The organism is Rubritalea marina DSM 17716 (assembly GCF_000378105.1).
Classification (GTDB): Bacteria; Verrucomicrobiota; Verrucomicrobiia; order Verrucomicrobiales; family Akkermansiaceae; genus Rubritalea; species Rubritalea marina.
In genome coordinates, this window is the sequence record NZ_KB899254.1 from 105,586 (window position 1) to 129,630 (window position 24,045).

Here is a 24,045-nt window from a genome sequence, read left to right on the forward strand (position 1 = left end):
AAATCCAAAGGATACAACAACACATTATGTTCAATAATTTCCCATTCCACCGCGTAAACTGGAAGACCAGCCTCTTCCTCATATTCACCACGCTTTTTGCATTAGTAGGTACCCCATGGTACTTCCTGGCCTTTGAGCTCACCACCCAAGAGCTGATCTTCCAGCTCAGTTGGTTCTTCTTCTTCTGTGTCGCCACGATCATGAGTATCACTCTAGGCTACCACAGACTATTCTCTCACCTTTCTTTCAAGGCGAAGTGGCCAGTGCGCCTCGCCACGCTTGTCTTTGGTGCTGCTTCATTTGAGAACTCCTGTCTCAGCTGGGCATCAGATCACCGCCATCACCACAAGAACTGCGACCACGACGGCGATCCTTATGATATTTCCCGTGGTTTCTTCTACGCACACGTAGGCTGGTTGCTCTTCAAACTCGACCCTATGCCATTGCAAAACAACGTGAACGACTTGAAGAAGGACAAGCTTGTGATGTGGCAGAATAAGTGGGTGCATCTTATTGGCCTCATCGTAGGTCTAGTGATTCCGCCGATCGTTGGTTATCTATTTTTCGGTGCCCAAGGAGCACTCGGCATGTTGATCCTTACCGGGTTCCTCCGCATCGTGGTGGTGATGCATTGTACCTTCTTCATCAATTCACTATGCCACACCATTGGTAAGCGCCCATACAACTCTGATAACTCGGCACGCGACTCTGGGATTATGGCCGTGTTCACCTGTGGTGAAGGGTATCACAACTACCACCACTCCTTTCAGCATGACTACCGTAATGGCGTGAAACCATGGCAGTTTGACCCGACCAAGTGGATGATTTGGATCCTCTCCAAGCTGGGCTTGGCTTCGAATCTTCGTCGTGTGCCACAGGAGAAAATCCTTCTCGCTGAAATGCGTGAAGCGCAGCGACTCATCGAGAAAAAGCGCGAGAATGCGGGTCTCAACCAAGACGCTCCACAAGAGGCTTGTGCAGCGCGTCAGCGCGCTGAGGAAGTTCTTGAAGGCTTTGCCTCTACCATCAGTGACCTCTATGCTACTGTGGAAAAGTCCCTGGCTGACAAAGCAGCTCTCTCCAAGGCTAAGCTCACGGAGATCGAGGGTGACATCCATAGCGTGGTGCGCAAGATCAGCCAATTCAAGCCAGTGCTGGCGAAGGCGAAATAAGCACAGCACAATTCAACTTACCAACACCTATGAGGCTCATGCTTTGTAGGTGTTTTTTTGTGCTACGTTTGGGGAGGGTTAATACGTCACGAAGGCGATCGATCCTTGACCGTGAGAGGGGGATTTAGCAGAGTGCGCGGCATGACGCCTAGCCAGTATCAATTTGCACGCAACCTCCTCTTCAAGCTTGATGCAGAGACCGCTCACCATGTGTCTCTGGATTTGTTGAAGACTGCTGAAAAGGTGGGGCTGTTGAAGTTTTTTTCAAGCAAGCCACCGCAGAGCGAACCGGTTGAGTGCATGGGTTTGCAGTTTCCGAACCCGGTGGGTCTTGCTGCAGGGCTGGACAAAGAAGGAGCGGTGATCGATGCGCTTGGTCGCTTGGGCTTTGGTTCGGTAGAAATCGGCACGATCACCCCCAAACCTCAACCAGGTAATCCCAAGCCACGCTTGTTCCGCATTGTGGAGGAAGAGGCGATCATCAACCGCATGGGATTTAATAATGTGGGGATCGAGCAGGGAGTGGCTAATGTGAAATCATCCAAAACTTACCAAGGCATTGTGGGTTTCAATATTGGCAAGAACAAGGTGACGCCGAACGAATTCGCGATTGATGATTACACGCGGGCATTGCGTGGTTGCTGGGGTGTTGCGGACTACGTGACGATCAACATTTCTTCACCCAACACACCAGGCCTGCGCGACTTGCAGGCGGCTGACGACACTGCCCGATTGCTTGAAGCGGTAAAGAAGCAACAAGCGTCCCTAGAGGAGGAATCAGGAGTGAAGATGCCGATCGCCTTGAAGGTGGCACCTGACATGGGGAGTGAGCAAATCGAAGAGCTCTCCAAGGTCTTTCTCAATGGTGGTCTCGAAGGGCTAGTGGCCACGAATACCACGATCAGTCGTGAGGCTGTACTCGGTAGACCGCATGCGCAAGAAGCAGGCGGGCTCTCAGGTCGACCTGTGACGCAACGTTCTACTGAGGTGATTGCGGAGTTTTATAGCCATCTTGGTAAAGAAATCCCAATCATTGGAGTCGGTGGAATCATGACCCCTGAGGACGCGATCGAGAAATTTGATGCAGGTGCAAGGATCGTACAGCTCTACACGGGCTTCATCTACCATGGCCCGCCCTTGGTGCATGCCATCCTCAATAAACTTGCGTCGAAGTAAGTTCTGCGTCATAAATGTTTCTAACCATTTATGACTATGAAACGCATTATTATTTCACTCGGAGCCCTCACGTCAGCCTTTGCCTTTTCTAGCTGCCAGCCAGCGAACAACGCACAGGCGAATGCGGGTACAGGTGCTCTACTCGGTGCTGTAGCAGGTGGCATTATTGGGCATCAATCTGGTAGTGCTGCAGAAGGGGCCGCCATTGGTGCAGCCCTTGGTGGCGCAGGTGGCTACGCGGTTGGTAATGAAAAGGACAAACGTCAGCAGCAACAATACCAACAGCCACAGCCGCAGGGTAGCTACTAAGTGAGCCTTCCAGACACCTAACCATTCGATCAGGCATTGCAATGTTGCGATGCCTTTTTTCTGGATCGGCAGCTCGTGGGAATAAGTTCGCTGTGGATGCTATCCTATGATTACAGATTCTAATACTATACACCCCATGAATTCACGTCAGACACTTCAATCGATTCTCCTTTTCTTCGCTTTATTGATCTCGCCAGCGATGGCACAATTTGGAAAGCCCCGAGTGCAAGGGGAAGTGATTTCCGAATTTACTCAAGTGCAGCCCGGGCAAGAATTCCGAGTAGCAATGAAGCTCAAGCACGACAAAGGATGGCATAGTTATTTCGTGAATGACGGGATTGGCAATTCGATTATCCCTGAGCTCAGCATCGAAGTCCCGGAGGGTTGGAAGTCGGGGGAGCTTCAATTTCCTGCGCCGCATGAGTTCGACTTTGCGGGTGCCAAAGTCTATGGTTACGAGGGGGAGCATTATTTTATCAAGACGCTCACCGCCCCAACGGAATTAGCCGCTGGAAGCACAGTTGAAATTCCAGTGAAAGCGTCATGGCAGGCATGTGACAATACATCCTGTTTGCCTCCCAATAGCAGTGCGGACACCCTGATCTTGAATGTGGGGGCTGAGCCGGTAGCCAACGCAGCCTTCTCCTCATTCAAGGAGTATGCCAAGAAATACTTCCCCAATCCCGTCTTGCCCAGCGACTGGGAAGTGAGTGCGGCTGAATCTGCAGACGGTGGAATCACCTTATTCATCGAGGGAGAGCTTCCTGAAGGTAGCCATTTTTACGAGTTGGATAAGCAGATTGATGTCCAAGCTGCGCGCACACACACTGCGGAAGGTGACGTGCACCGTTTCGCGGGTAAGCGGAATATGGGCAATGCGCTTGGTGGTGAGGCTGGCCCCCAGCTGGAGCGCTTGCGTGGGATTCTCCACAGCCCAAGCTCCTTGGGAGAAACTGGAAATCAGACATTCCTGATTGACGTTCCTTTCGGAGGAGGCGGGTCTTCCTCTTCGGCTGTAGCTGCGGGTGATGCTGAAAAACCTGCCGTAGAAGCGGACGGCCTAGCCACTCCATTGGTTTTTGCTTCATTGCTGTTGGGTGGCCTGATTCTCAACCTGATGCCTTGTGTGTTTCCGGTGATTGGCCTGAAGATTATGGGCTTTGTCCAGCAAGCGGGCGAAGATACGAAGAAAATCAAGCTGCACGGACTCACTTTCACTGTTGGTGTTTTATTGAGCTTTTTGGTCCTTGCTGCTGTTTTGTTTCCGCTGAAGGCCACGACGACATTGGGAGCGCAGCTTCAAGAACCTTGGGTAGTATTCTCGGTTTTGATTGTGATGTTCATGTTGGCTTTGAGTATGGCTGGTGTGTTTGAGATCGGGGCGACCGCGACTTCTGCAGGCGGCTCGCTTACGCAGAAGGATGGCCTGGCTGGAAGTTTTTTCTCTGGTGTGCTTGCGGTGGTGATTGCCACACCTTGTTCCGCTCCATTTCTCGGGCCGGCTATTGGTGCGGCATGGAAGTTTAATGGGCCGCTCTTCTTCATGGCATTACTGACAATGGGCGTGGGTCTCGCGCTTCCGTATATCACGTTGTCGTTCTTCCCAAGTTTGGTGAACAAATTGCCTCGCCCAGGAGCCTGGATGGAATCGTTCAAGCAAGGAATGTCCTTTTTACTTTTCGCCACAGCTGGCTACTTGCTATGGATTTACAACGCGCAAGTGGGGGATGTGGGGCAAAAGGGGCTCGCTGTGATGCTGGGGCTCACACTCTTTGCTACAGCGGGGTGGATCTACGGTCGTTGGAACACGCTGGCCAAACCGGCGAAGACACGTGCGATTGCTAAGTTGCTAACCATCTTGTTTTTTGCGGGAGGTTTCGTTATCGCCATGCCCCCGAAGGCGCAAGACCCAGAATTGGCTGCAGCCGAAGCCGCTGTACCTGAAATTCTATGGGAGAAATGGACGCCTGAAAGGGAGCGCGAACTTCGCGACGCGGGTACTCCAGTTTTCGTCGATTTCACTGCCAAATGGTGCCTGACTTGTCAGACGAATAAAGCGACAGCATACACCGCGGAGGTGCGTCAATACATCCATGACAATGGTATTGTGACGCTAAAGGCGGACATGACATCGTCAAATGCGGAAGCAACCAAGGCGATCCATGCGTTGGACCGTTCCGCGATTCCTGTGAATGTGTTGTATGCTCCCGAGGATACGAAGCCTCACGTCACTAGCGAGGTGCTGCGCCCAGGATACTTGCTCGATTTCTTCCAAGAGCGTATCGAGAAGTAGGGGGGCTAAAAAAACATGCCACTGAGCTCGAAAACCCAGTGGCATGCACCTTACTATCTAACTAATGGAAATACTTGTTTGTTTAGAATGTGAACACGGCATCGACAGTGATGCGTGATTTCATTAGCCCGTTTTCTTCATCGGTGAGAGGAGCTTCGTAGGCGGCACCTACGTTGAAGCGGTCGGTGAATTTGTAACGTGCTCCGGCGGCCAAAGTGACTGCGTCTTTATTGAGTTTGCCATTGCTGGCCCCTAAGTTGAGCAGGTCGCTACTATCAAATTCAACCAGAGGCCCTAAGGGAGCCCCTTGGCCTTTTCCTTCCGAGAGTACGCGGAACCAATTGAGTTCGATTAGAGGGACAAATTTTTCGGTGACGTGGTAACTCACGTGGCCGCTCATGAAACCAGTGGTGGATTCTTCATTGCTATCGAAGGGTAGGTGCACACCCGCTGAGCCGGAGAACTGCCATCCTTTGTGCAGCTTTAATCCAGTAAGAAGTAGGTTGGTGGCGCCATTCCCATAGCCTTGGAACACATCACGGTTGCCAGTAGGAACCTCAAGTACCGCTGAGCCGGAGAGGGCAAATTGCTTTTCGTGATCGAGAATGAAGGCATATTTTAGACCCGCAGCAAGGTTGGCGAAGCCGTTGGTTTGTTGCAGGGTTTGGTCTGGGTTGAAATCAATGTAGCCATCCTTGGTGGCGATGAGCGAGAGTCGCTCGTTGAAGGCGAATTCAAATTGCACGGCAATGAGGTTCAGGTCGCCACCCACTGGCACTTGAGTGCCCGCTGCGTTGACTTTGTTTGGGTGTTGCTGGTGCATGAAGATCGGGTGGATGTTGGTCTTCGGTACCGCGCTACCATGGTAAGTTGGGTTGGAAATCGGTAGAATCGCATCTGCGAACCCGTTCATCGGGGTATCCGGTACCGTGACGAGGGGAGTGCCCGCCTGAGTGGCAGCAGTGGCACATGCGAGGAGGAGTGTTGGGAGTATGTGTTGTTTCATAGTTTTCGTTTTTATGTGTGTGTTCTGCTGAGGTTCTATCCTCAGATTGATACACGTTAGCCTAACGATAAATGTTAGGACTCAGCGTTTCTTATACACGATTGAGGCATAATCTGCAAAGTGTAATCCTAGTTGGCACAGTTTATTAATCTTTATGGAAAGGACTGCATGGAGTTGCAGCATAGTGTCTACTATGTTAATTTCAGGAATTGATATGGGGGGGCTAGCGAATACATCTAGATTGAAAGCGGATGAGCAAGATCTGATCTACAATCGTCTGCTAAGTTCTGAATTGTTTCAAATCTACCGGCAGGCTTTTGAGCAGGTGACTGGGCAGTCGATGGCTTTGATCCACCCTAACATTGCAGAGTCTCCTGATTCTGAGGCGAAGCATTGCACGAATGAATTTTGTAATTTGATGCTCGAGCTCGATGTCTGCAAGGAACGTTGCAGGGAGCACACCCTGGATCTTTCGAAGCGGATTGATCATCAGGCTGTGACCGCAAAGTGTGATGCGCAGATTACCACCACGTTGATTCCAGTTCAGAGTAAACATGGCCTGGTGGCTTATCTACGCGCTGGCCAAGTGCGTATGAGCCATGAAGAAATGGATCCAGAGTTTTTTCTCAAGACATCGCAAGGGATGCCGCCGCGAGTGGCACGTGCGATCCTCACAAGCTTTCATCGATCTAAGGTCTACACGAAGGGGGATTACCAAGCGCAGTTGACGCTCTTGGGAGCATTCGCGATTCAACTGGGAGATCTAGCAAGCCAGCAGCTTATCGGCCCAACGAACCGAGGCGAAGAGTTGATTCAAAAGCTCAAGACATACATCAATCGTCACTTGAGTGAAAAGCTTACCTTGCAGGTTCTATCAGACCATTGCAAAGTGACTCAGACATATCTCTGTAAGCAATTCAAGAAGGTGACTGGTTTGACTATTATTGAGTACATCAACCGTCACCGGATTGAAAAGGCTAAGGACATGTTGAAGCAAGAAGAATTGAAGGTGATCGAGGTTGCATACGCCACCGGCTTTCAGTCTCTCTCGCAGTTCAATCGGAGCTTCCAGCGATACGCTGGTCAGTCGCCCACGAAGTTCAAATCCTCACTGACACCGCAGATCACATGAAATCATTCATCACCGTATTGCTAGGTTTAGCAGCCTTACTTAGCCTCGGGGCTTGTGTTTCTCCGCAAGCTAATGACCCATTGGCCCCGACGGAAGCCATGGCTTCCGAGTCTGGTTATCCAATCGATGACCTTGGGAAGGGCTATGCGATATTCCAACGCCAATGCACGCAGTGTCACGAGCGTCGAATTCCCAATGAAATCCCGACCAAAGAGTGGAAGCACATTGTGCCTGGGATGGCTTGGAGCGCGGGCCTTTCCAAGGAAGAAGAACGACTTGTGACCGAGTACATTATTGCCGCGAGCCGCGTCAAGCAACCGCTCTAATCGAGTGGCTTGCTCGTCGGAAAAAGGTTGAAAGTTAGGGCATTCGCCTATCTATTGCCCCTCAGATGTTCGAAGTAAGGGAAAAACCTCAAATGGTGGAACGCGCACTTTTGGTGCGACTTTCGTTCAACCGTCGTGATCAGGATGAGGATATCAGCCTCCTCGAGGAGCTGAATGAACTTGTCACTACATTGGGTGTGGGCGTGGTGGATATGAATCTGGCGCATTCTCGCTCGATGCATAAAAAGTACCTATGTGGTACCGGTAAGGCCGCTGAGATTGTGGAGCTGGCTCATGCCCATGAGTGCGATTGTATCGTCTTTGACAACCAATTGGCACCTTCACAGCAACGTGAATGGGAGGAGCTTTCACAGATTTGTGTGATCGACCGCGAGGAGGTGATTCTTGATATATTTGCCCAACGAGCACAGACGAAAGAGGCCCGCCTGCAGGTGGATCTTGCGCGGATGCAATACGCGCTCCCGCGCATGGCGAGGATGTGGGGGCACCTCGACCGTGAAGGTGGTGGTGGCTCAGGAGGCGGCGGTGCCTCACGTGGTATGGGGGAGCAGCAGATTGAGGTGGATAGACGATTGGCACGCAAGCGCATCGATCGCACCAAGCGTGAGCTCGAGGCCGTACGCACTCAGCGCGCGACGCGACGCAAGGACCGCGAGAAAAACGACACAGCGCACGCCGCGATTGTGGGTTATACCAATGCGGGGAAATCTACGCTGATCAACCGCTTGTCTGGGGCCGACATTTTTGCCAAAGACATGTTGTTTGCTACCCTGGATACGACCACTCGGTCCATCGAGCTTCCTGACGCGCAGACACTATTGCTCACCGATACGGTGGGATTTGTGCGCAACCTGCCTCACCGCTTGGTAGAGGCGTTCAAAGCCACTTTGGAGGAAGCTGTGTTGGCTGACTTCTTGATCCACGTATTGGATGCTAGTGACCCGCGTGCGATAGAATTTTTTGAAACTACGATGCATGTGCTCGGCGAATTGGGTGCCTCTGATAAGCCGATGCTTACGGTTCTTAACAAGGTGGACGCCCTTGAAGACTCAGGTGTGTTAGCGAGTTTGGAAGATAGATTTCCAAATACCATTTGTATCTCAGCCAAGCGTAATGTAGGAATCGACAAGCTCTTGCATAAATGCACTAGCATGTTAGGCGACCGAGTGCGCCGCGCTAGCTACCGCATCCCTCAGAGCCGCGGTGATCTCAGCGCCCTCATTCACAACGAATGCAAGGTGTTGCACACGGACTATGAGGGGAATGACATTCTCATCACTGCAATCGTACCGAAAGCAGTGGAAGGGAGGCTCGAGAGCTTTCGTATATAGAATAACCCCATCCCCACCTATGATTCGCCCACTTTGTCTCATTTTAATTCTTGCTAGCTCTTGTGCTTTTGCTCAAGACGTGCCGCCCGTGAAGCCGACCGAGCAAGCAGCAGCTCCAGTAGTTCAAAAAGCGGCTTCAAAGCAAGTTGAAGTTTCAGCCAAGCGCCTACGCATCGCCACACTGCAGATCTTCCTCGATCAAGAGGCCTTTGGTCCGGGTGTCATTGATGGCAAGATTGGTACCTTTACCGAACGTGCCATTGAGACATACATCGATAGCAAGGGACTGAAGTCAGAGAGCGAACTCTACCAGCTTTCTCAGTCATCCGTGAGTCAGCCGTTGCAGAAGGTCATCGTGCCAGACGCCGCCCAAAAGTATGTCGATACGGACTTTCAATACGGTGACGATCGCGTCTATCAAGCGAGTCGCAAGGATATGCCATACCGCTCCGTCGGGGAATTTATGGCTGAACGCTACCACACGACTGTGGAGTATTTGATGCACTTGAATGGTCGCTCCAAGATCAACAATGCCTTTAGCGGAAAAGAATTGGTGGTTCCTAATATCAATCCATTCCGCATTGAAGCCATGTCCATTGGCCGAGGCTTCGGAAAGGATCCGATCCTCAGTGCGCGCTGGGCGGTCGTGGATACTGGAGATCGCCAGATTCGCATCTACGAACCACTCAGCATCCACCCTCCTGAAACAAAGGGTGGGTTCTTTGGTTTATTTAAGAAAAAGCGTCAAGAGACTCTCGAGTATGGCTCGCCTGATGTGAAGGTGGATCTTACTGCTGCAGATGAGGCTGGTGCCACCCTAGTGGCCGCATTTCCAATCACTCCTGGCAAACCGCAATTCATTCGTCGCGGCACTTGGAAGATGAAAAACTCGGTGCAGTTTCCGACGTGGCGTTTTGATGACGCGCTTTTGAAGACGGGTAAATATAGTAAAGATGGCCTGGTGATTCCTTCGGGGCCCAATAGCCCAGTGGGGGTTCATTGGATGGGGCTGACGCGTAAGGGTGTGGGGATCCATGGTACTGACAATCCAAGTAAGATCGGCCGAGGTCGCAGTTCTGGTTGTGTGCGTATGGCCAATTGGGACGCGGCTCGCATGCCTAGTATCCTCCGTCCCGGTGCTGTGGTGATTATCAAATAGTTTCAATACCCAAAGGTAGGCCCGAGGCTTTTTTCTCGCTGAATTACGTGAATGCTCGGCCTAGCTATTGAGCATGCGTAGGGCGCCGCGGAGGAGCTCTTCGGTTCCGATGTCTGGCTGAGCAGCTACGACTGCTTTCACCGCTTTGCGGGCTTCGGCCTGCTTATACCCCAAGCCAATGAGTGCGAGTTCGGTGTCGTTGATCGCACTCGGAGCGCTGGATTCGCTGGCAGTTTTCCACCCATCCGCGACACCAACTTTGTCTTTGAGTTCCAACACGATCCGTTCCGCCGTTTTTTTTCCGAGACCTTTAATTTGTGAAAGGGCTGCGACATCTCCTTCAACCACAGCGGACTTGAAGGCATCAACGCTCATCCCACTGAGTACTGCCATCGCAATTGCAGGACCAATGCCAGAGACGCGATCGATGAGTAGGAGAAAAACATCGCGCTCCGCGTCTGAGGCAAAGCCGTAGAGACTCTGTGAGGTTTCACGTACCTGCAGATGGGTGCGTAAGTCGACCTCCACACCCTCGCTTAAGTGTAAAGAATCAAAAGTCGATACGGGAATGTTTACTAAATATCCCACTCCTGAGACATCGATGATGACTCGATTCGGGAGTGCTTCTAGTACCGTTCCTCTTAGGCGCGCTATCATTCTCATAGCATTACAGTCACAGCAAGCCTATGACCAGTCTCTTCATCGAGCAATCCATGAAAAAACAATTGTTGGAGGTCTGTTGGATCGTAATTCATTCAGGATAAATGTAATGTGTTCTGGTGGTGCGCGCCAGGACATGCCCAATCGCTCGACTGACGAGGCTTCGCGTGTCGGAAATTAAAAAATACGACTTTTTGGATGATTTCTCTTGGCAAGGTTGATCTGATTTCATAAATGTTGAAATTTGCAGTCGCTTTTTTTGGAGTGGTGTGCTAAAGTGGGTTTGTTATGGCAACTACTAAAAGAACTCGCTTTTCTCGTCGCGTCCCGGATCACGTGACTGATGAGATCGTTCATGTCCTTGGAGCGGATGATCGCTTGTTTGGTTTCAATGAACTATTCGAGAGTGTTTTTGATCGCCTCAAAGAACGCAACGCTGTGAGTGGCGGGGAAGAAATGTTACGTCTTCGTGCGTACGAAAAGCTTCAAAACCTAGTCACGCGTGGCATGGTTGAAAAGCAGGGCAAAGAATACAAAGGTCTTTCGCGTCTTCCTGAAGCACACAGCTCGTTCGAAGCAGAATAGACTCCCCAATTTAGAATCACTCTAACCACGTTTTCATTAGAAAACATATCTTTAACCTTTAATTGTAGCTCACACTGGTGTAACCAGTGTGAGCTACTTCTTTTTAGGGGGTAGTATTTGAAAGAACCCAGACTGAGCAGATGCTAGAATCCTATTTACCCGTAGTCTTACAGGCCGTCATTGCGATTGGCTTTGCAGCCATAGCCCTTGGGTTGAGTGTGTTGTTAGGTAAGAAGGGTTCTGGGATGGAAGCGAAAGACACAGTCTACGAGTGTGGCATGTTGCCCATTGGTGGAGGCACGCCCCGATTCTCGGTGAAGTTTTATTTGGTGGCGATGTTATTTGTGCTGTTTGATATTGAGGTGGTATTTATGTATCCATTTGCGGTGCAGTTTCACGATTTAATCCGCGAGAGTTCTACGGCATTGTATAGCGTTTTAGGTTTTGCTGGCATATTGGCGGTGGCCTATGTTTACGCCTTGAAGAAGGGTGCGTTTAGTTGGAACGAATAGGGGCATCCAGGCCGCTAGTATGCTCAAATATGTGAAGCTTTGAGCAAGAATTGATAAGTCCAATTTGTGGTGCTGTGATGCAAGCGATTGGATGCCTGAATTCACTCTTGCCCCTTTGGGATCGATGTCCATACTACCCGCGTGACTGACAAGAACCAGATTAGAGAAAATTTACGTAGCGAGGGCTTTGAGCTTATTGACAGCACGCTATCGTTATTGGTCGATAGCTTGAGTGATGCTCTGAAGAGCCTTGGCGAAGACGACCTTATTCCATTCTTGCCGTGGCGTGGGGAGACCCCGGCCTCTGAGGCTCCGGAAGGAGTTCAGCAGCTTTACTCGATTGGCTTCCAGCTGCTTAATATGGTGGAAGAGCGTGTGTCTTCAGCAATCCGTCGCGAGCGTGAAAAGGAAATTGGCGCGGAGTCGATTCGTGGGCTCTGGGCGCGTTCGCTCTCCGAGATGCAGAAGCTTGGGATGACTGAGGATCAGATTATAGAGGTGCTCAAGGATGTGCATGTTGAGCCGGTACTCACCGCTCACCCGACCGAGGCAAAGCGTGTGACTGTGCGCGAGCGCCACAGCGAGATTTACCAACACCTCGTGGTCAGCGACTATGAAAAGTATAGCAAGACTGAGCGTAGCCGCGTGCAGAACAAAGTAACTGCTGCACTCGAAACGCTATGGCGTACGGGGGAAATTCACCTTCACCGACCAGATATCAACGCGGAATTGCGTAATGCCCTCTATTACTTGCGCGAGATTTTCCCGGCTGTTTTGACTCGACTGGACGGGCACTTCTACGACGCGTGGAAGGAAGCGGGCTTCTCTACGGACAAGCTGCAGTCTGCTGACGCCATGCCACGATTGACGTTTGGCACGTGGATCGGTGGTGACCGAGATGGCCACCCGTTGGTCACACCGGAAGTGACTGAGCGCACACTCAATGACCTTCGTGATCACTCGTTTGTGCTCCTTCGCAAGGAGCTCAAGGAAGTGGCACATCATCTAACTATTTGTAGCCAGCTTCAGGATACTCCGGAAGAACTTACGACACGTATTGCGCAAATCCAAGGCTCCCTGTCGGATCCAGTATGGGCAGCAAAAGTGATGGCGCAGAACCAAGAAGAACCATGGCGCCAGATCGTTTACCTCATGCGAGGCAAGCTTTTCGAGACCGCTAATGGTAAGGGCGGCTACGCGACTCCAGAGTTGCTCGATGAAGACCTCGCCTTGGTGGAGAGAACCTTGAATGAAATCGGTTGTACCCACCTTGTGGAGCTCTACATTCTTCCGCTTCGTCACAAAGTGAAGACCTTTGGATTCCATCTAGCCACGATTGATATCCGCCAGAACTCTGAGTACCATGATAAGGCGCTCTCTCAGCTGCTTGTCCGTGCAAAGATTGCCGACGGTGAGAGTTTCGCTGATTGGTCAGAAGAAAAGCGTTGCGAATTCCTTAGCAAAGAGCTTGAGACCACACGTCCCTTCATTCACAACCGTTGTTCTGCAGGGGCAGAGGCTGACAATGTACTCAATGCCTACCGGGTGATTGCGAAGCGTATTCACGATCACGGGCATCACGGGATCGGTGCGTTCATCGTTTCGATGACTCGCTCGGTTTCTGATCTTTTAGTGGTGTATATCCTGATGCGTGAAGCTGGCCTGCTCATCAATACGGAAGATGGCTTGGCCTCTCCAATTGAAGTGGTGCCACTTTACGAAACGAAGGAAGACCTCGATGCGTCTGAGCGACTACTCGCTGGTTTCCTCGACCATCCAGTCACCCAGCGGAGCTACCAGTTGCGCTTCCAAGGAGCTCAGCCATTCCAACAGGTGATGTTAGGCTACTCAGATTCCAACAAAGATTGTGGAATTCTCACGGCGGCTTGGGCACTGCACCGCGCGGAGAAGGCGATGGTGGATGTGGCAGCAGAACGCGGCATCAAGCTTGGTTACTTCCACGGCCGTGGTGGCACGGTGTCTCGTGGGGCTGGCCCAGCTCAGTGGTTCATGGCTGCATTACCGCATGGATCCATGTCTGGTCATTTCCGTATGACCGAGCAGGGTGAGACCATTGCGCAGAAGTACGCAAACCTCCCGAATGCTACATTCAATGCTGAGATCCTTCTTGCTTCAGCAGCGGCGACGGCTGCAGATCATCAATACGGCAACAAAGTGGAGGATCCATGCATCGAGCTTGTGCCGGCACTGGCGCAAGGTTCTGAGTCGGCATACAAGGAGCTCCTACGCACTGAGGGCTTCATTCCATTCTACCGCGAGGCTACCATCATCGATGCGCTTGAAAACTCACGTATTGGTTCACGTCCGTCACGCCGTACTGGCAAGACAAGCTTCTCGCTCGACGACCTTCGCGCGATCCCATGGGTGTTCTCATGGACTCAGGCGCGCTACTACCTGCCAGGTTGGTTCGGTACTGGTTCTGCTCTGAAGGCGCTCAAAGATGAGAAGCCGGAGAAGTTCCAAATGCTTAAAGAGAATCTGGCGAGCTCGGTGTTCCTTACTTACGTGCTCACCAACGTGGAGACCAACCTCGCATCCGCGAATCGCGAGCTTATGGAAACATACGGTGCGCTCTGTACTGACGCTGCGCTCCGCGATAAGTTTCTTGGGATTATCACCGATGAGTATGAGTTGACACGAGAGCTTCTTGCTGAGGTCTTCAACGGTTCATTTGCAGAGCGTCGTCCGCGCATGCACAAGACCCTAGAGATTCGCGAAGAGCCGCTCAAAGTACTTCACAAGCAGCAGGTGGGCTTGATCTCACAGTGGCGTGCACTCAAGGCAGAAGGTAAAGAGGAAGAGGCTGAAGCCATGTTCCCGAAGATCCTTCTTTCCATCAACGCAATCTCCAGTGGTCTTCGCACCACTGGTTAAGCGCTGATCTATTAGTCATAGAGCCCGCGCCTTCTTCACGGAGGCTGCGGGTTTTTTATTCCTAAGCTCGAAATGCGGTGAGCGTTGAGTGTTGTGCTTAGCCTTCTGGTATGTGGCCAGAGTCTACGGCTTGTCGAACCCGGGTATGAATGTAGTCCCAGAGCTCTGGGTTGGCCTTCGCTATCTTCTGGTTGCGCTGCACAATCTGAGCGTAGCTTACCTTATTTTTGATCCAGGCTTCGTAGTTGGTGTTGAGGTTGTGAAGGATCGGAATCATGCGGTCTAGAGCTGCTGCAAATTGCGACTCCTGCGTTTCCTCAGCTTCAAATTCATCCCAAATCGCACGGAATTGCTGCGCTTGTGGTGAGGGTAGAAGTCCAAAAAGTCGATCTGCAGCTGCTTGCTCGCGTTCGGCTTTGTCCTCGTAACCTGCATCATCATAGCAAAAGGTGTCACCCGCATCCACTTCGACAATGTCGTGGAGCAAGAGCATATGAATCACTTTATTGATGTCGGTGCCTGGTTTCGCGTAGTCAGCCAAGGTCAGCGCGAAGGTGGCTACCGCCCAGCTGTGTTCGCCCGAATTTTCATAACGCGACTTAGACATTAGTAGCGTCTGACGCTGCACCTCTTTGAGGCCGTCGATCGCTTTGATGAAATCGATTCGTTGCTGGAGCTCGGACATGCAAGATCAGTAGCACGTGGGGGGGATGATGAGAATCCTAGATTACATCGTATGGGTGCTGTTCGCTTTCCGAATTGCTTTAATGCGCTTCTAGCCAGTTGTTGCCGGTGCCAGCGTCGGTTTTTGCTGGGACTTGGTGTGGGAGTGGGAGGGCGGATTGCATGGCTTCTAGAATTTTTGGGACGAGTTCATCTTGTTCGTCTAGGGCGAGGTCGAAGATGAGTTCATCGTGGACTTGGAGGATCATCTTGGTGCGGTACTTGCCGGTGCGGAGGAGTTCGTCTACTTTGATCATGGCGTGCTTGATCATGTCGGCGCCGGTGCCTTGGATCGGGGTGTTGATGGCGGCGCGTTCGGCATTTTTGCGGGTCATGCCATTGCGTGAGGTGATATCGCGGAGGACGCGCTTGCGGCCGCTGAGGGTGGTGACGAAACCATCTTGTTCTGCTTGCTCGATGGTATTCTCCATGAAGTCTTTGATGGCGGGGTATTGCTTGAAGTAGGTGTCGATGATTTCGCCGGCTTCGCCGCGCGGGATGCCGAGGCGTTGGGAGAGTCCGAAGGCGGAGATGCCGTAGATGATGCCGAAGTTGACCATCTTGGCGGTGGCGCGCATGTCGCGGGTGACTTCATCGATTTCCACGCCGAAGACTTTGGCGGCGGTGGCGCTGTGGATGTCTTGATCGTTTTGGAAGGCTTCGATCATTGCTTGGTCGCCGGAGATGGCAGCCATGACGCGGAGTTCGACTTGCGAGTAATCGCAAGCGAGGAGGGTGAAGTCGTCGCCGCGTGGGATGAATGCTTTACGGATCTCGCGGCCGGCTTCGCTGCGGATCGGGATGTTCTGGAGGTTTGGATCCGAGGATGCGAGGCGCCCAGTGGCGGTCATGAGCTGGTGGAGGTGGGTGTGGATACGGCCATCGCTCGGGCAGATGTGCTCTGGCAGGGCATCGACGTAGGTAGACTTGAGCTTGGTGGCCTCGCGGAATTCGAGGATCTCGGCGACGATTGGGTGTTTTGGCGCGAGGGTTGAGAGGGTGGATTCGTCGGTCTTGAACTGGCCGGTTTTGGTCTTCTTTGGCTTTTCAACAAGCTGCATTTCGCCGAAGAGGATTTCTCCGAGTTGCTTTGGTGACTTGAGGTTGAATTCTTTGCCAGCTTGTTGGTAGATCGATTTGGTGAGCGATTCGATTTTGGTGGCGAGGGTTTCGCCGATGGTGCCGAGTCCGTCTTTATTGACTGAGATTCCTTCGTGCTCGATGCGTACGAGGACTGGGAGGAGGGGGGACTCGATCTCGTAGAAGACTTCACTTTGGCCGGATTCATCCAGTTTTTCGGCGAGGATCTCGGCGAGTTGGAAGGTGATATCGGCATCTTCGCAAGCGTAGTTGGTGAGTGCCTTGGCGGGGATGGCCGTCATATCGATGAAGTCTTTTTTCTTGGTCTTCTTTTTCTCGGCGAAGGAGAAGAGGTCGTCTCCAAGGCCCGGGCTCTCTTGGTCAGGGCTTGGGTTTTCTGCCGCTACCTCAGAGAGTTTGATCGGGGTGTAGCCGAGAATGGATTCGGCGAGGAAGTCCATGTTGTGGCGTTGGTCTGGGTCGACGAGGCTGTGCGCGAGCATGGTGTCGAAAAATGGTGGCGCTACGTCGGCTCCTTGGGCAAGCATGACTGAGAGGTCGAACTTGAGGTTGTGGCCTATCTTGGTGGCGCTGGACTTGAATGCTGCACCTAGCGTTGTCAGGATTTGTTCGAGTGATAAGCTTGGGTTTGGTGTGACGAAGTAGGCCTCGCGAGCTTTCCATGAGATGGCGATGCCGAGGATGTCTGCGGTGCGTGGGTTGAGCGCGGTGGTTTCGAGGTCGAAGCACCAGAGGTCTTGCTTCTCGAGGTTCCTGGCGAGCTTTGTGAGCGCCTCAGGGGTGTCGACGAGTTGGTAGTTGGTCTTGAAATCTGAGAAGGTTTTGAGCTCAGCTTGTAGGAGGTCGGCTTGTTCGAGGCTTCCAGCGCTGGTGGTGCTGTGGCCGCGACCGGCTCGGAAATCGTTTCCGAAGAGTCGTTTGCCTAGCGAGTTGAACTCGAGTTCGGTAAAGAGCGATTGAATGGCTGCGTCGTCACGGGTGCCGAGGAGGAGTTGGTCGAATGTGGTGTCGACTGGCACATCGAGGATGATGGTGGTGAGGGTCTTGGAGAGGAGCGCTTGTTCCTTATTGTTCTCCACATTTTCCTTTTGCTTCCCTTTGAGTTGTTCGGTGGATTCTAGGAGGGCTTCGACCGAGCCAAATTGCTTGATGAGTTTTTTGGCGGTCTTTTCACCAACGCCTGGAACGCCTGGGATGTTGTCTGAGGCGTCGCCCCAGAGGGCTAGGATGTCGATGACTTGCTTTGGGTGCTCGATTTCCCACTTTTCGAGAATCGCTGGGACATCGAGGAGCTCGACATCGGAGCCTTTGCGGCCGGGCTTCCACATGGTGGTACCCTCACTGACGAGCTGGGCGTAGTCTTTATCTGGAGTGACCATGAAGGTGTGGAAGGATCCTTCCTGGTCGGCTTTCAGTGCCAGAGTTCCAATGATGTCGTCGGCCTCGAAGCCGTCGAGTTCGATGACTGGGATGTGGAAAGCTTCTAAGAGTCTTTTGACCTCAGGGATGGCCTTAGCGAGGTCCTCAGGCATGGCTTCGCGCTGGGCCTTGTATTCGGGGAATATTTTGTGACGCGGGGTAGGTGCTTTGGTGTCAAAAGCGACGCCTAGGTGGGTGGGCTGATGGTTCTCAAGAATGTCGAGCAGGGTGTTGATGAATCCAAAAACAGCAGAGGTATTCATCCCTTTGCTATTGTAAATTGGGTTTCTGATGAGCGCAAAGTGGGCTCGGTACACCAATGCCATACCGTCGAGTAGGAAGAGTCGCTTTTCAGATGATGCCATGCAAGTATGATGCTTGGGCGGCGCTAGGGGTCAATGATTTGTCTTTGAAATAGTGAAATAATGATCGATTTCAATGGGTAATAGGTTATGAGTTCTAGCAGTTGAGAAGATGATTAAGACGAGTATCTACGTAATTGTATTGTGTGCGGTGGGTGGCTATGTGCTGCAGCCATTGGTTCATCCCCTGATTGTAAAGAATCTAGGGATCACGGTGGATGAAGAAAAATTGCAGGCACTTGTCCAGCAATCCAAGGATCAGATTGCAGAAGCTAAAGAGAAGGTGCAATCGCAAGGTGATGCAGATAGCGCCGAGCCAGAGCAAGAAGCAGAGGTGGTTATGGCGGGAGACGATTCTGAGGCAGAGGATGCTCCAGAGGAGCCAGTGCTAGACAATTCTGTGGTGGGTGTCATGCGCAGCACCTTGAAAGAAAACCCTACATCACGATTCAGTTATGATGATGTGCAGGAATGGCATGATGTGGGTGAAGTGCGTATCGAGGGGAAGATGTACCGCGAGGGTGCTATTGTGGTGGAAATGGAAACCATTCTCGGAAAACATCCGCACAGAGTGCAGGCTTTGATTGCTGGAGATACAGTGGTGCGTTGGATTTTGTTGAGCACCGATGAGAGTGTGCTGTAGAGGCTGACTTCTATGATGCGCTGAGTTGATTGGAGCTACTTGAGTAAGTAATAAGTGGCTTATTGACCTTGTGTGGCGAATGTTTCGCATAAATTGTGTGTGAATGACTTGCGTCTTGTTTGGTGTGCTAAGTGAGGGGGTCTCCAGTGAGTTACGCCTTTGTGTCTAACTGCATTCGGAGTGGGGTTTTGAAAAAAAAGCAATTCGCGAGCAAATTAATTTTGACAGTTGCTGTTTAATTGGTAATTTCCGCCCCGCCTCATTCTCTAAACAGACTTTGAGTGTGGCGAATAAACCAAATGGTTGCTCTTGTAGCTCAGCGGTAGAGCGCGTCCTTGGTAAGGACGAGGTCGGCAGTTCAAATCTGCTCAAGAGCTCCATTAGTTTATTTCTCTTGCATCCAGCAAGAACCCAAATCTAAAGCGCAAAAAACATCTAATATTATGGCTAAAGAAGCATTCGAAAGAAACAAGCCACACGTGAACGTCGGTACTATTGGCCACGTTGACCACGGCAAAACTACTCTCACCGCGGCTATCACCAACACACTTGCTGAAGCAGGTGGTGCTGAAGCTAAGGCTTACGACGAAATCGACGGTGCTCCAGAAGAGCGCGAGCGCGGTATCACGATCTCTACTGCTCACGTTGAGTACGAAACAGAAGGTCGTCACTACGCACACGTTGACTGTCCAGGTCACGCGGATTACGTGAAGAACATGATCACTGGTGCTGCTCAGATGGACGGCGCGATCCTCGTTTGTTCCGCTGCTGATGGCCCAATGCCACAGACTCGTGAGCACATCCTTCTTGCTCGTCAGGTAGGTGTTCCAGCAATCGTAGTTTTCCTTAACAAGGTTGACCAGGTTGATGATGATGAGCTTCTCGAGCTTGTTGAAATGGAAATCCGTGAGCTTCTTTCAGCTTACGAATTCCCAGGTGATGACATCCCAGTAGTGATGGGTTCAGCACTCAAGGCGCTCGAAGGTGATACAGATCACAGAGCAAACATCCACAAGCTTATGGATGCAGTTGATTCCTACATTCCTGAGCCAGAGCGCCCAGTGGATCAGCCATTCCTCATGCCTGTTGAAGACGTGTTCTCCATCTCTGGACGTGGTACAGTTCTTACAGGTCGTATCGAGCGTGGTATCATCAAGAAGATGGAAGAAGTTGAGATTGTTGGTATCAAAGACACAATCACAACAACCATCACTGATATCGAAATGTTCCGTAAGCTTCTCGACGAAGGTCGTGCAGGTGAGAACGTAGGTCTCCTTGTTCGTGGTCTTAAGAAAGAAGACGTAGAGCGCGGTCAGGTTGTTGTTAAGCCTGGTTCCGTTACTCCACACGCTAAGTTCACTGGTGAAGTGTACGTGCTTTCCAAGGATGAAGGTGGTCGTCACACACCATTCTTCTCCAACTACCGCCCGCAGTTCTACTTCCGTACCACTGACGTGACCGGCGCTATCAAACTCCCTGAGGGTGTTGAGATGGTGATGCCTGGTGACAACGTTCAAATGGAAGTTGAACTCATCACAAAGATCGCGATGGAGAAGCGTATGCGCTTCGCTATCCGTGAAGGTGGTCGTACAGTAGGTGCTGGCCGTGTGGCTGACATCCTCGACTAATTTTACGCGCTGGGTTTCAGGATATTCCTGAAAGCTGGATTTATAAGGGTGCTCTCAAGCGAGCTTGAGAGCGCTCCTTATCCCGCGTAACGTAATTTCCAAGGTTCAAGGGGTGTAGCTCAATTGGTAGAGTAGCGGTCTCCAAAACCGTTGGTTCAGAGTTCGAGTCTCTGTGCCCCTGCCACCTTTTAAAATTACAATTTAATTCACTATGTTTGATAAGATTAGAACATTTCTTGAGCAGGTTAAGTCCGAGCTCAGAAAAGCGACATGGCCATGGGATTCTGATCCTAAGGCGAAAGGTCTAAAGAAGTATAAAGAGTTGGTTGATTCCACAGTGGTGGTCATCGTGGCAATTGTCCTTCTAGCGGGCTTTGTTGCTGTATCTGATCTTTTCTTATCCAAAGCGTTGGTCTTGCTCACAAGAGCGATGAGCTAATGCTTGACTTGCTTAGTTGGTCTTCCGCTAAGCAATTTTTCTCTCACAAATACAATATTTCTCATTTCACACGATGCCTAAGATTCCACCAGCACGCAGCCAATGGTACGTAGTTCATGTCCTTTCTGGTCAGGAGCAACGCGTCCAAAGGCGTATTCTTCGCCAGATTGAGGCGGAAGAGATGGGTGACAAGATTTTTGAAGTCTTGATGCCGACTGAAGTGGTTTCTGAGGTTCGCAAAGGAAAGACTTCTGAGCGCAAGCGTAAATTCTATCCAGGTTATATTTTGATCAATATGTATCTCCTCACTGAGGATGAGCAATTGGTTGAAGATACATGGTACTTCATCAAGGAGATGGAAGGTGTGATTGGCTTCGCGGGGACTAAGGTTCGTCCGATTCCGATGCGTCAGAAGGAAGTGGATGCGATGCTTGCTCAGATTAAAGAGCGCGAAGAAAGTGTGCGTCCAGCAGTGGCATTCGAAGTTGGTGATACCGTTGTGGTGAATGACGGCCCATTCCAATCTCAGAATGGTGTGGTCGAAGAGATTGACGTTGAGCGTGGTAAGCTACGTGTTTCCGTTACTATCTTTGGTCGTTCAACTCCGGTTGAGCTCGAATTTTGGCAGGTTGAACAAGGCGAGTAAACCTGTGTCGTGGATGTTACTATTCCACTCTCTAATATCGCAATTAACAATTAACAACTAACCCTATAGCAAATTATGGCTAAGGAAATTAAACAAGTTCTCAAACTTCAGATCCAAGCGGGTCAAGCGAATCCATCACCACCAGTAGGTCCTGCACTCGGTCAGGCAGGTGTGAACATTATGGCATTCTGTAAGGATTTCAACGCTGCTACTCAAAAGCAAGCTGGTGACCTCCTTCCAGTAGTGATCACCGTGTACAAGGATGCGTCATTCGACTTCATTACCAAGCAGCCACCAGCAGCAGTTCTTATTAAGAAGGCTGTAGGTATTGCTTCAGGTTCTGGTGAGCCAAACAAGAACAAGGTGGCTCACATGACCAAGGAACAACTCATGACAGTTGTTGAGCAGAAGATGCCTGACTTGAATGCAAATGATCCAGAAGCGGCAGCAAATATCATTGCTGGCACCGCTCAGCAGATGGGTATCACCGTTGAGGGGTACTAATCTGAGCCCCTGGCTTTGCCAGTGGTAAAAATAAATTTAGCACTAAGGTGCTTGACAAAGGGGGGTCTAAATGAGAGTCCCCTTTGTCCGCTCTGCACGCATGGTGTGTGTTGAGTAACAAAACCGCAGGAGTATCTGATGCATCGGGTACGATTGCACTGCAACTATAAATACAATGGCTAAACGTAGTAAACGTTACACACAGGCCGCAGCTTTGGTTGATGCAACCAAAGCATACGGGCTCGATTCTGCTGTAGAAGTGATTAAAAGCTTCCCAGCACCTAAGTTTGATTCAACTGTAACCCTTTCATTCGCACTTGGTGTGGATCCTCGTAAGAGCGACCAGATGGTGCGTGGTTCAGTAGCACTCCCACACGGTACAGGTAAGAATGTGCGCGTGGTTGTTTTTGCAACTGGAGACGCAGCTAAGGCTGCAGAAGCTGCTGGCGCAGACAAAGTGGGTATGGATGACCTTATCAAAGAAGTTCAAGGTGGTTTCACTGACTTTGACGTAGCGATCGCAACTCCAGACGCAATGGCTGAAGTTCGCAAGATTGCTCGTGTGCTTGGTCCACGTGGTCTCATGCCGAACCCTAAGACTGGCACCGTAACAGAAGACACCGCTGCAGCAATCGCTGAAGTCAAGGCTGGTCGTATCGATTACAAAATTGACAAGAGTGGCAACGTTTCTGCTGCTGTAGGTAAAGTGTCCTTCGATGCAGCAAAGCTCGTTGAGAATGCTCAGGCCTTTGTTGATAGCATCGTTAAGGCGAAGCCGGCATCTGCAAAAGGTAACTACATCAAGTCCGCTACTGTAACTGCTTCCATGAATCCAGGTGTGAAGCTTGATTCAAGCGTCTACTCAGTAACTGCATAATTTTACGAAAGGAACGATCACTATGAATCCTAATAAATCTTTCATCATCGACGAACTTTACGAGCGCGTAAACGCTTCTCCATTCGTCATCGTTGTGGACTACACTGGTACGACTGTGCCACAGTTCGCAGACCTTCGTTCTAAGCTTCGTGACTCAGGTGCTGAGTGCCACGTAGCCAAGAATACTTACATGCGTGCAGCAATGACCAAGGCTGGCCTTCCAGACATTGGTGCTGAACTCGTTGGTCAAACAGCGTTCATTACTGGCGACAGTGATGTGTGTGCTGCAGCAGGTGCTGTTAAGGCATTTGCTAAAGCTGCTGACAAGAAGGACGTGTTCAAGGCTGGTGTGCTCGACGGCGAGGCTCTCGACGTTGCTAAGCTCACGACTCTTGCGAGCCTTCCATCACGCGAAGTGCTCCTTGCACAGCTCCTCGGTGTCATCAACGAGCCTGGTACACAGATCGCTCGTGTGCTTAACGAAAAAGTTAAAGCAGACGGTGGCGAAGGTGCTTCCGCTCCAGCTGAAGAAGCAGCTGCTGAATAATAAACAATCTGAACTGATAGCAGTGTGGGGTAACTTGCGCTGCTTGATAACCAACCTTGGTTCCTCGTCGGACCTCCGGTCTGGAGAACTGAAATGCCCCTGATGCTCAGGGCGCGACGAAACCTAACTATAGAAAACACAATATAATGGCTGATCTAGAAAAAATCGCTGAAGAACTCGGCAAACTCACTGTAATCGAAGCTGCTGAGCTCGTTAAGAACCTCGAAGAAGCATGGGGCGTATCCGCTGCTGCTGCTGTAGCTGTTGCTGGCCCTGCTGCTGGTGGCGAAGCTGCTGAAGAGAAGACTGACTTCGACGTAGAACTCACTGAAGCTGGTGGCAACAAGATTGCTGTCATTAAGGCAGTACGTGGTGTTGCATCCGGTCTTGGTCTTGCAGAAGCTAAGAAGCTCGTTGAAAGCGCACCAGTTGTAATTGCTGAGGCTCTTGATAAAGACGCTGCAGATGCTGCTAAAGCTGCTCTCGAAGAAGCTGGCGCTAAGATTACACTCAAGTAATTTTTGAATAATCTTCTTGAGGTGACTCCGTTTTTACGGGGTCACCTTTTTGCGCCTCATT

23 protein-coding genes and 2 tRNA genes are annotated in these 24,045 nt (G+C 51.1%); 21 read left to right on the forward strand and 4 right to left on the reverse strand.

The features are described 5' to 3' along the window. Window positions 1-26: 26 nt before the first annotated feature. From F454_RS0107920 to F454_RS0107935, 4 genes are all read left to right on the forward strand, one after another. Window positions 27-1,172, forward strand: coding sequence for an acyl-CoA desaturase (locus F454_RS0107920; RefSeq protein ID WP_018970111.1), 1,146 nt, complete (start codon window positions 27-29; stop codon window positions 1,170-1,172). Window positions 1,173-1,313: 141 nt separating this feature from the next. Further along, on the forward strand, window positions 1,314-2,348 hold the full coding sequence (locus F454_RS0107925) for a quinone-dependent dihydroorotate dehydrogenase (protein ID WP_018970112.1): 1,035 nt from the start codon (window positions 1,314-1,316) through the stop codon (window positions 2,346-2,348). 36 nt (window positions 2,349-2,384) lie between these two features. Then, window positions 2,385-2,657 carry a glycine zipper domain-containing protein gene (locus F454_RS14640; RefSeq protein ID WP_018970113.1) on the forward strand — a complete coding sequence of 91 codons (273 nt, stop codon included), beginning with the start codon at window positions 2,385-2,387 and terminating at the stop codon, window positions 2,655-2,657. A 136-nt stretch (window positions 2,658-2,793) separates the two neighbouring features. After that, window positions 2,794-4,950, forward strand: a complete 2,157-nt coding sequence (locus F454_RS0107935) for a protein-disulfide reductase DsbD family protein (RefSeq protein ID WP_018970114.1) — start codon at window positions 2,794-2,796, stop codon at window positions 4,948-4,950. A gap of 82 nt (window positions 4,951-5,032) precedes the next feature. Here the strand turns inward: F454_RS0107935 and F454_RS0107940 are convergent, their stop codons facing one another. Next, entirely contained in the window at window positions 5,033-5,956 is a 924-nt protein-coding gene (locus F454_RS0107940) for a transporter (RefSeq protein ID WP_018970115.1), read from the reverse strand. A 193-nt stretch (window positions 5,957-6,149) separates the two neighbouring features. Between F454_RS0107940 and F454_RS0107945 the strand changes: the two genes are divergently transcribed. The 4 genes from F454_RS0107945 (at window position 6,150) to F454_RS15755 (ending at window position 9,925) form a co-directional block, all read left to right on the forward strand. Further along, entirely contained in the window at window positions 6,150-7,088 is a 939-nt protein-coding gene (locus F454_RS0107945) for a helix-turn-helix domain-containing protein (protein WP_169334347.1), read from the forward strand. Further along, entirely contained in the window at window positions 7,085-7,414 is a 330-nt protein-coding gene (locus F454_RS0107950; RefSeq protein WP_018970117.1) for a c-type cytochrome, read from the forward strand. Before F454_RS0107945 ends, F454_RS0107950 begins: the two co-directional genes overlap by 4 nt. 65 nt (window positions 7,415-7,479) lie before the next feature. Then, window positions 7,480-8,766 carry a GTPase HflX gene (gene hflX / locus F454_RS0107955; RefSeq protein WP_018970118.1) on the forward strand — a complete coding sequence of 429 codons (1,287 nt, stop codon included), beginning with the start codon at window positions 7,480-7,482 and terminating at the stop codon, window positions 8,764-8,766. 19 nt (window positions 8,767-8,785) lie between these two features. Continuing rightward, window positions 8,786-9,925 (forward strand): L,D-transpeptidase, encoded by a 1,140-nt coding sequence (locus F454_RS15755; protein WP_018970119.1) that lies wholly within the window; start codon window positions 8,786-8,788, stop codon window positions 9,923-9,925. A 60-nt stretch (window positions 9,926-9,985) separates the two neighbouring features. Here the strand turns inward: F454_RS15755 and ruvA are convergent, their stop codons facing one another. Beyond that, window positions 9,986-10,588, reverse strand: a complete 603-nt coding sequence (gene ruvA / locus F454_RS0107965) for a Holliday junction branch migration protein RuvA (protein ID WP_240471550.1) — start codon at window positions 10,586-10,588, stop codon at window positions 9,986-9,988. A gap of 285 nt (window positions 10,589-10,873) precedes the next feature. Here ruvA and F454_RS0107970 point away from each other — a divergent pair, with 285 nt between their 5' ends. The 3 genes from F454_RS0107970 to F454_RS14650 all read left to right on the forward strand — a co-directional run bounded on the left by F454_RS0107970 (window position 10,874) and on the right by F454_RS14650 (window position 14,577). Continuing rightward, window positions 10,874-11,170 (forward strand): hypothetical protein, encoded by a 297-nt coding sequence (locus F454_RS0107970; RefSeq protein ID WP_083912936.1) that lies wholly within the window; start codon window positions 10,874-10,876, stop codon window positions 11,168-11,170. Between the two features lie 140 nt (window positions 11,171-11,310). Beyond that, window positions 11,311-11,682, forward strand: coding sequence for an NADH-quinone oxidoreductase subunit A (locus F454_RS0107975; RefSeq protein WP_018970122.1), 372 nt, complete (start codon window positions 11,311-11,313; stop codon window positions 11,680-11,682). Between the two features lie 141 nt (window positions 11,683-11,823). Further along, window positions 11,824-14,577: a phosphoenolpyruvate carboxylase gene (locus F454_RS14650; protein ID WP_018970123.1), complete on the forward strand. Its 2,754-nt coding sequence runs from the start codon at window positions 11,824-11,826 to the stop codon at window positions 14,575-14,577. A gap of 97 nt (window positions 14,578-14,674) precedes the next feature. Here F454_RS14650 and F454_RS0107985 read toward each other — a convergent pair whose 3' ends face one another. Together F454_RS0107985 and polA are read right to left on the reverse strand one after the other, a co-directional pair. Next, the gene (locus tag F454_RS0107985; RefSeq protein WP_018970124.1) at window positions 14,675-15,262 is read right to left on the reverse strand and encodes an HD domain-containing protein; all 588 of its coding nucleotides are present in this window, start codon (window positions 15,260-15,262) and stop codon (window positions 14,675-14,677) included. A gap of 79 nt (window positions 15,263-15,341) precedes the next feature. Then, window positions 15,342-18,185, reverse strand: coding sequence for a DNA polymerase I (gene polA, locus F454_RS0107990; protein WP_018970125.1), 2,844 nt, complete (start codon window positions 18,183-18,185; stop codon window positions 15,342-15,344). A gap of 109 nt (window positions 18,186-18,294) precedes the next feature. Here polA and F454_RS0107995 point away from each other — a divergent pair, with 109 nt between their 5' ends. The 10 genes from F454_RS0107995 to rplL all read left to right on the forward strand — a co-directional run bounded on the left by F454_RS0107995 (window position 18,295) and on the right by rplL (window position 23,984). After that, window positions 18,295-18,825, forward strand: coding sequence for a hypothetical protein (locus tag F454_RS0107995; RefSeq protein WP_018970126.1), 531 nt, complete (start codon window positions 18,295-18,297; stop codon window positions 18,823-18,825). A gap of 305 nt (window positions 18,826-19,130) precedes the next feature. Next, window positions 19,131-19,205: transfer RNA gene (locus F454_RS0108000), tRNA-Thr, on the forward strand. A 63-nt stretch (window positions 19,206-19,268) separates the two neighbouring features. After that, complete coding sequence (tuf, locus tag F454_RS0108005; RefSeq protein WP_018970127.1) at window positions 19,269-20,453, forward strand: elongation factor Tu; 1,185 nt, start codon at window positions 19,269-19,271, stop codon at window positions 20,451-20,453. 108 nt (window positions 20,454-20,561) lie between these two features. After that, window positions 20,562-20,637, forward strand: a tRNA-Trp gene (locus tag F454_RS0108010). Between the two features lie 27 nt (window positions 20,638-20,664). Beyond that, window positions 20,665-20,892: a preprotein translocase subunit SecE gene (locus tag F454_RS0108015; protein ID WP_018970128.1), complete on the forward strand. Its 228-nt coding sequence runs from the start codon at window positions 20,665-20,667 to the stop codon at window positions 20,890-20,892. 73 nt (window positions 20,893-20,965) lie between these two features. Then, a complete protein-coding gene (gene nusG, locus F454_RS0108020; RefSeq protein WP_018970129.1) occupies window positions 20,966-21,538 on the forward strand; it encodes a transcription termination/antitermination protein NusG in 573 nt (190 codons plus the stop codon). Window positions 21,539-21,613: 75 nt separating this feature from the next. After that, a complete protein-coding gene (rplK, locus tag F454_RS0108025) occupies window positions 21,614-22,042 on the forward strand; it encodes a 50S ribosomal protein L11 (protein WP_018970130.1) in 429 nt (142 codons plus the stop codon). Window positions 22,043-22,217: 175 nt separating this feature from the next. Further along, window positions 22,218-22,919 (forward strand): 50S ribosomal protein L1, encoded by a 702-nt coding sequence (gene rplA, locus F454_RS0108030; protein ID WP_018970131.1) that lies wholly within the window; start codon window positions 22,218-22,220, stop codon window positions 22,917-22,919. 22 nt (window positions 22,920-22,941) lie between these two features. Beyond that, on the forward strand, window positions 22,942-23,466 hold the full coding sequence (rplJ, locus tag F454_RS0108035; protein ID WP_018970132.1) for a 50S ribosomal protein L10: 525 nt from the start codon (window positions 22,942-22,944) through the stop codon (window positions 23,464-23,466). A 146-nt stretch (window positions 23,467-23,612) separates the two neighbouring features. Next, window positions 23,613-23,984 (forward strand): 50S ribosomal protein L7/L12, encoded by a 372-nt coding sequence (gene rplL / locus F454_RS0108040; RefSeq protein ID WP_018970133.1) that lies wholly within the window; start codon window positions 23,613-23,615, stop codon window positions 23,982-23,984. Window positions 23,985-24,045: the final 61 nt, after the last annotated feature.

Bases quoted from the DNA above. Each gene is read 5' to 3' on its own strand.
- F454_RS14640 (WP_018970113.1), top strand. From the start codon at position 2,385: ATGAAACGCATTATTATTTCACTCGGAGCCCTCACGTCAGCCTTTGCC.
- F454_RS0107935 (WP_018970114.1), top strand. From the start codon at position 2,794: ATGAATTCACGTCAGACACTTCAATCGATTCTCCTTTTCTTCGCTTTA.
- rplA (WP_018970131.1), top strand. From the start codon at position 22,218: ATGGCTAAACGTAGTAAACGTTACACACAGGCCGCAGCTTTGGTTGAT.
- hflX (WP_018970118.1), top strand. From the start codon at position 7,480: ATGTTCGAAGTAAGGGAAAAACCTCAAATGGTGGAACGCGCACTTTTG.
- tuf (WP_018970127.1), top strand. From the start codon at position 19,269: ATGGCTAAAGAAGCATTCGAAAGAAACAAGCCACACGTGAACGTCGGT.
- polA (WP_018970125.1), bottom strand. From the start codon at position 18,185: ATGGCATCATCTGAAAAGCGACTCTTCCTACTCGACGGTATGGCATTG.
- F454_RS0107925 (WP_018970112.1), top strand. From the start codon at position 1,314: ATGACGCCTAGCCAGTATCAATTTGCACGCAACCTCCTCTTCAAGCTT.
- F454_RS0107995 (WP_018970126.1), top strand. From the start codon at position 18,295: ATGATTAAGACGAGTATCTACGTAATTGTATTGTGTGCGGTGGGTGGC.
- F454_RS15755 (WP_018970119.1), top strand. From the start codon at position 8,786: ATGATTCGCCCACTTTGTCTCATTTTAATTCTTGCTAGCTCTTGTGCT.
- rplL (WP_018970133.1), top strand. From the start codon at position 23,613: ATGGCTGATCTAGAAAAAATCGCTGAAGAACTCGGCAAACTCACTGTA.
- F454_RS0107940 (WP_018970115.1), bottom strand. From the start codon at position 5,956: ATGAAACAACACATACTCCCAACACTCCTCCTCGCATGTGCCACTGCT.
- F454_RS0107920 (WP_018970111.1), top strand. From the start codon at position 27: ATGTTCAATAATTTCCCATTCCACCGCGTAAACTGGAAGACCAGCCTC.
- nusG (WP_018970129.1), top strand. From the start codon at position 20,966: ATGCCTAAGATTCCACCAGCACGCAGCCAATGGTACGTAGTTCATGTC.
- rplK (WP_018970130.1), top strand. From the start codon at position 21,614: ATGGCTAAGGAAATTAAACAAGTTCTCAAACTTCAGATCCAAGCGGGT.
- F454_RS0107985 (WP_018970124.1), bottom strand. From the start codon at position 15,262: ATGTCCGAGCTCCAGCAACGAATCGATTTCATCAAAGCGATCGACGGC.
- F454_RS0108015 (WP_018970128.1), top strand. From the start codon at position 20,665: ATGTTTGATAAGATTAGAACATTTCTTGAGCAGGTTAAGTCCGAGCTC.
- F454_RS0107975 (WP_018970122.1), top strand. From the start codon at position 11,311: ATGCTAGAATCCTATTTACCCGTAGTCTTACAGGCCGTCATTGCGATT.
- F454_RS0107970 (WP_083912936.1), top strand. From the start codon at position 10,874: ATGGCAACTACTAAAAGAACTCGCTTTTCTCGTCGCGTCCCGGATCAC.
- F454_RS0107950 (WP_018970117.1), top strand. From the start codon at position 7,085: ATGAAATCATTCATCACCGTATTGCTAGGTTTAGCAGCCTTACTTAGC.
- rplJ (WP_018970132.1), top strand. From the start codon at position 22,942: ATGAATCCTAATAAATCTTTCATCATCGACGAACTTTACGAGCGCGTA.
- F454_RS0107945 (WP_169334347.1), top strand. From the start codon at position 6,150: ATGTTAATTTCAGGAATTGATATGGGGGGGCTAGCGAATACATCTAGA.
- ruvA (WP_240471550.1), bottom strand. From the start codon at position 10,588: ATGAGAATGATAGCGCGCCTAAGAGGAACGGTACTAGAAGCACTCCCG.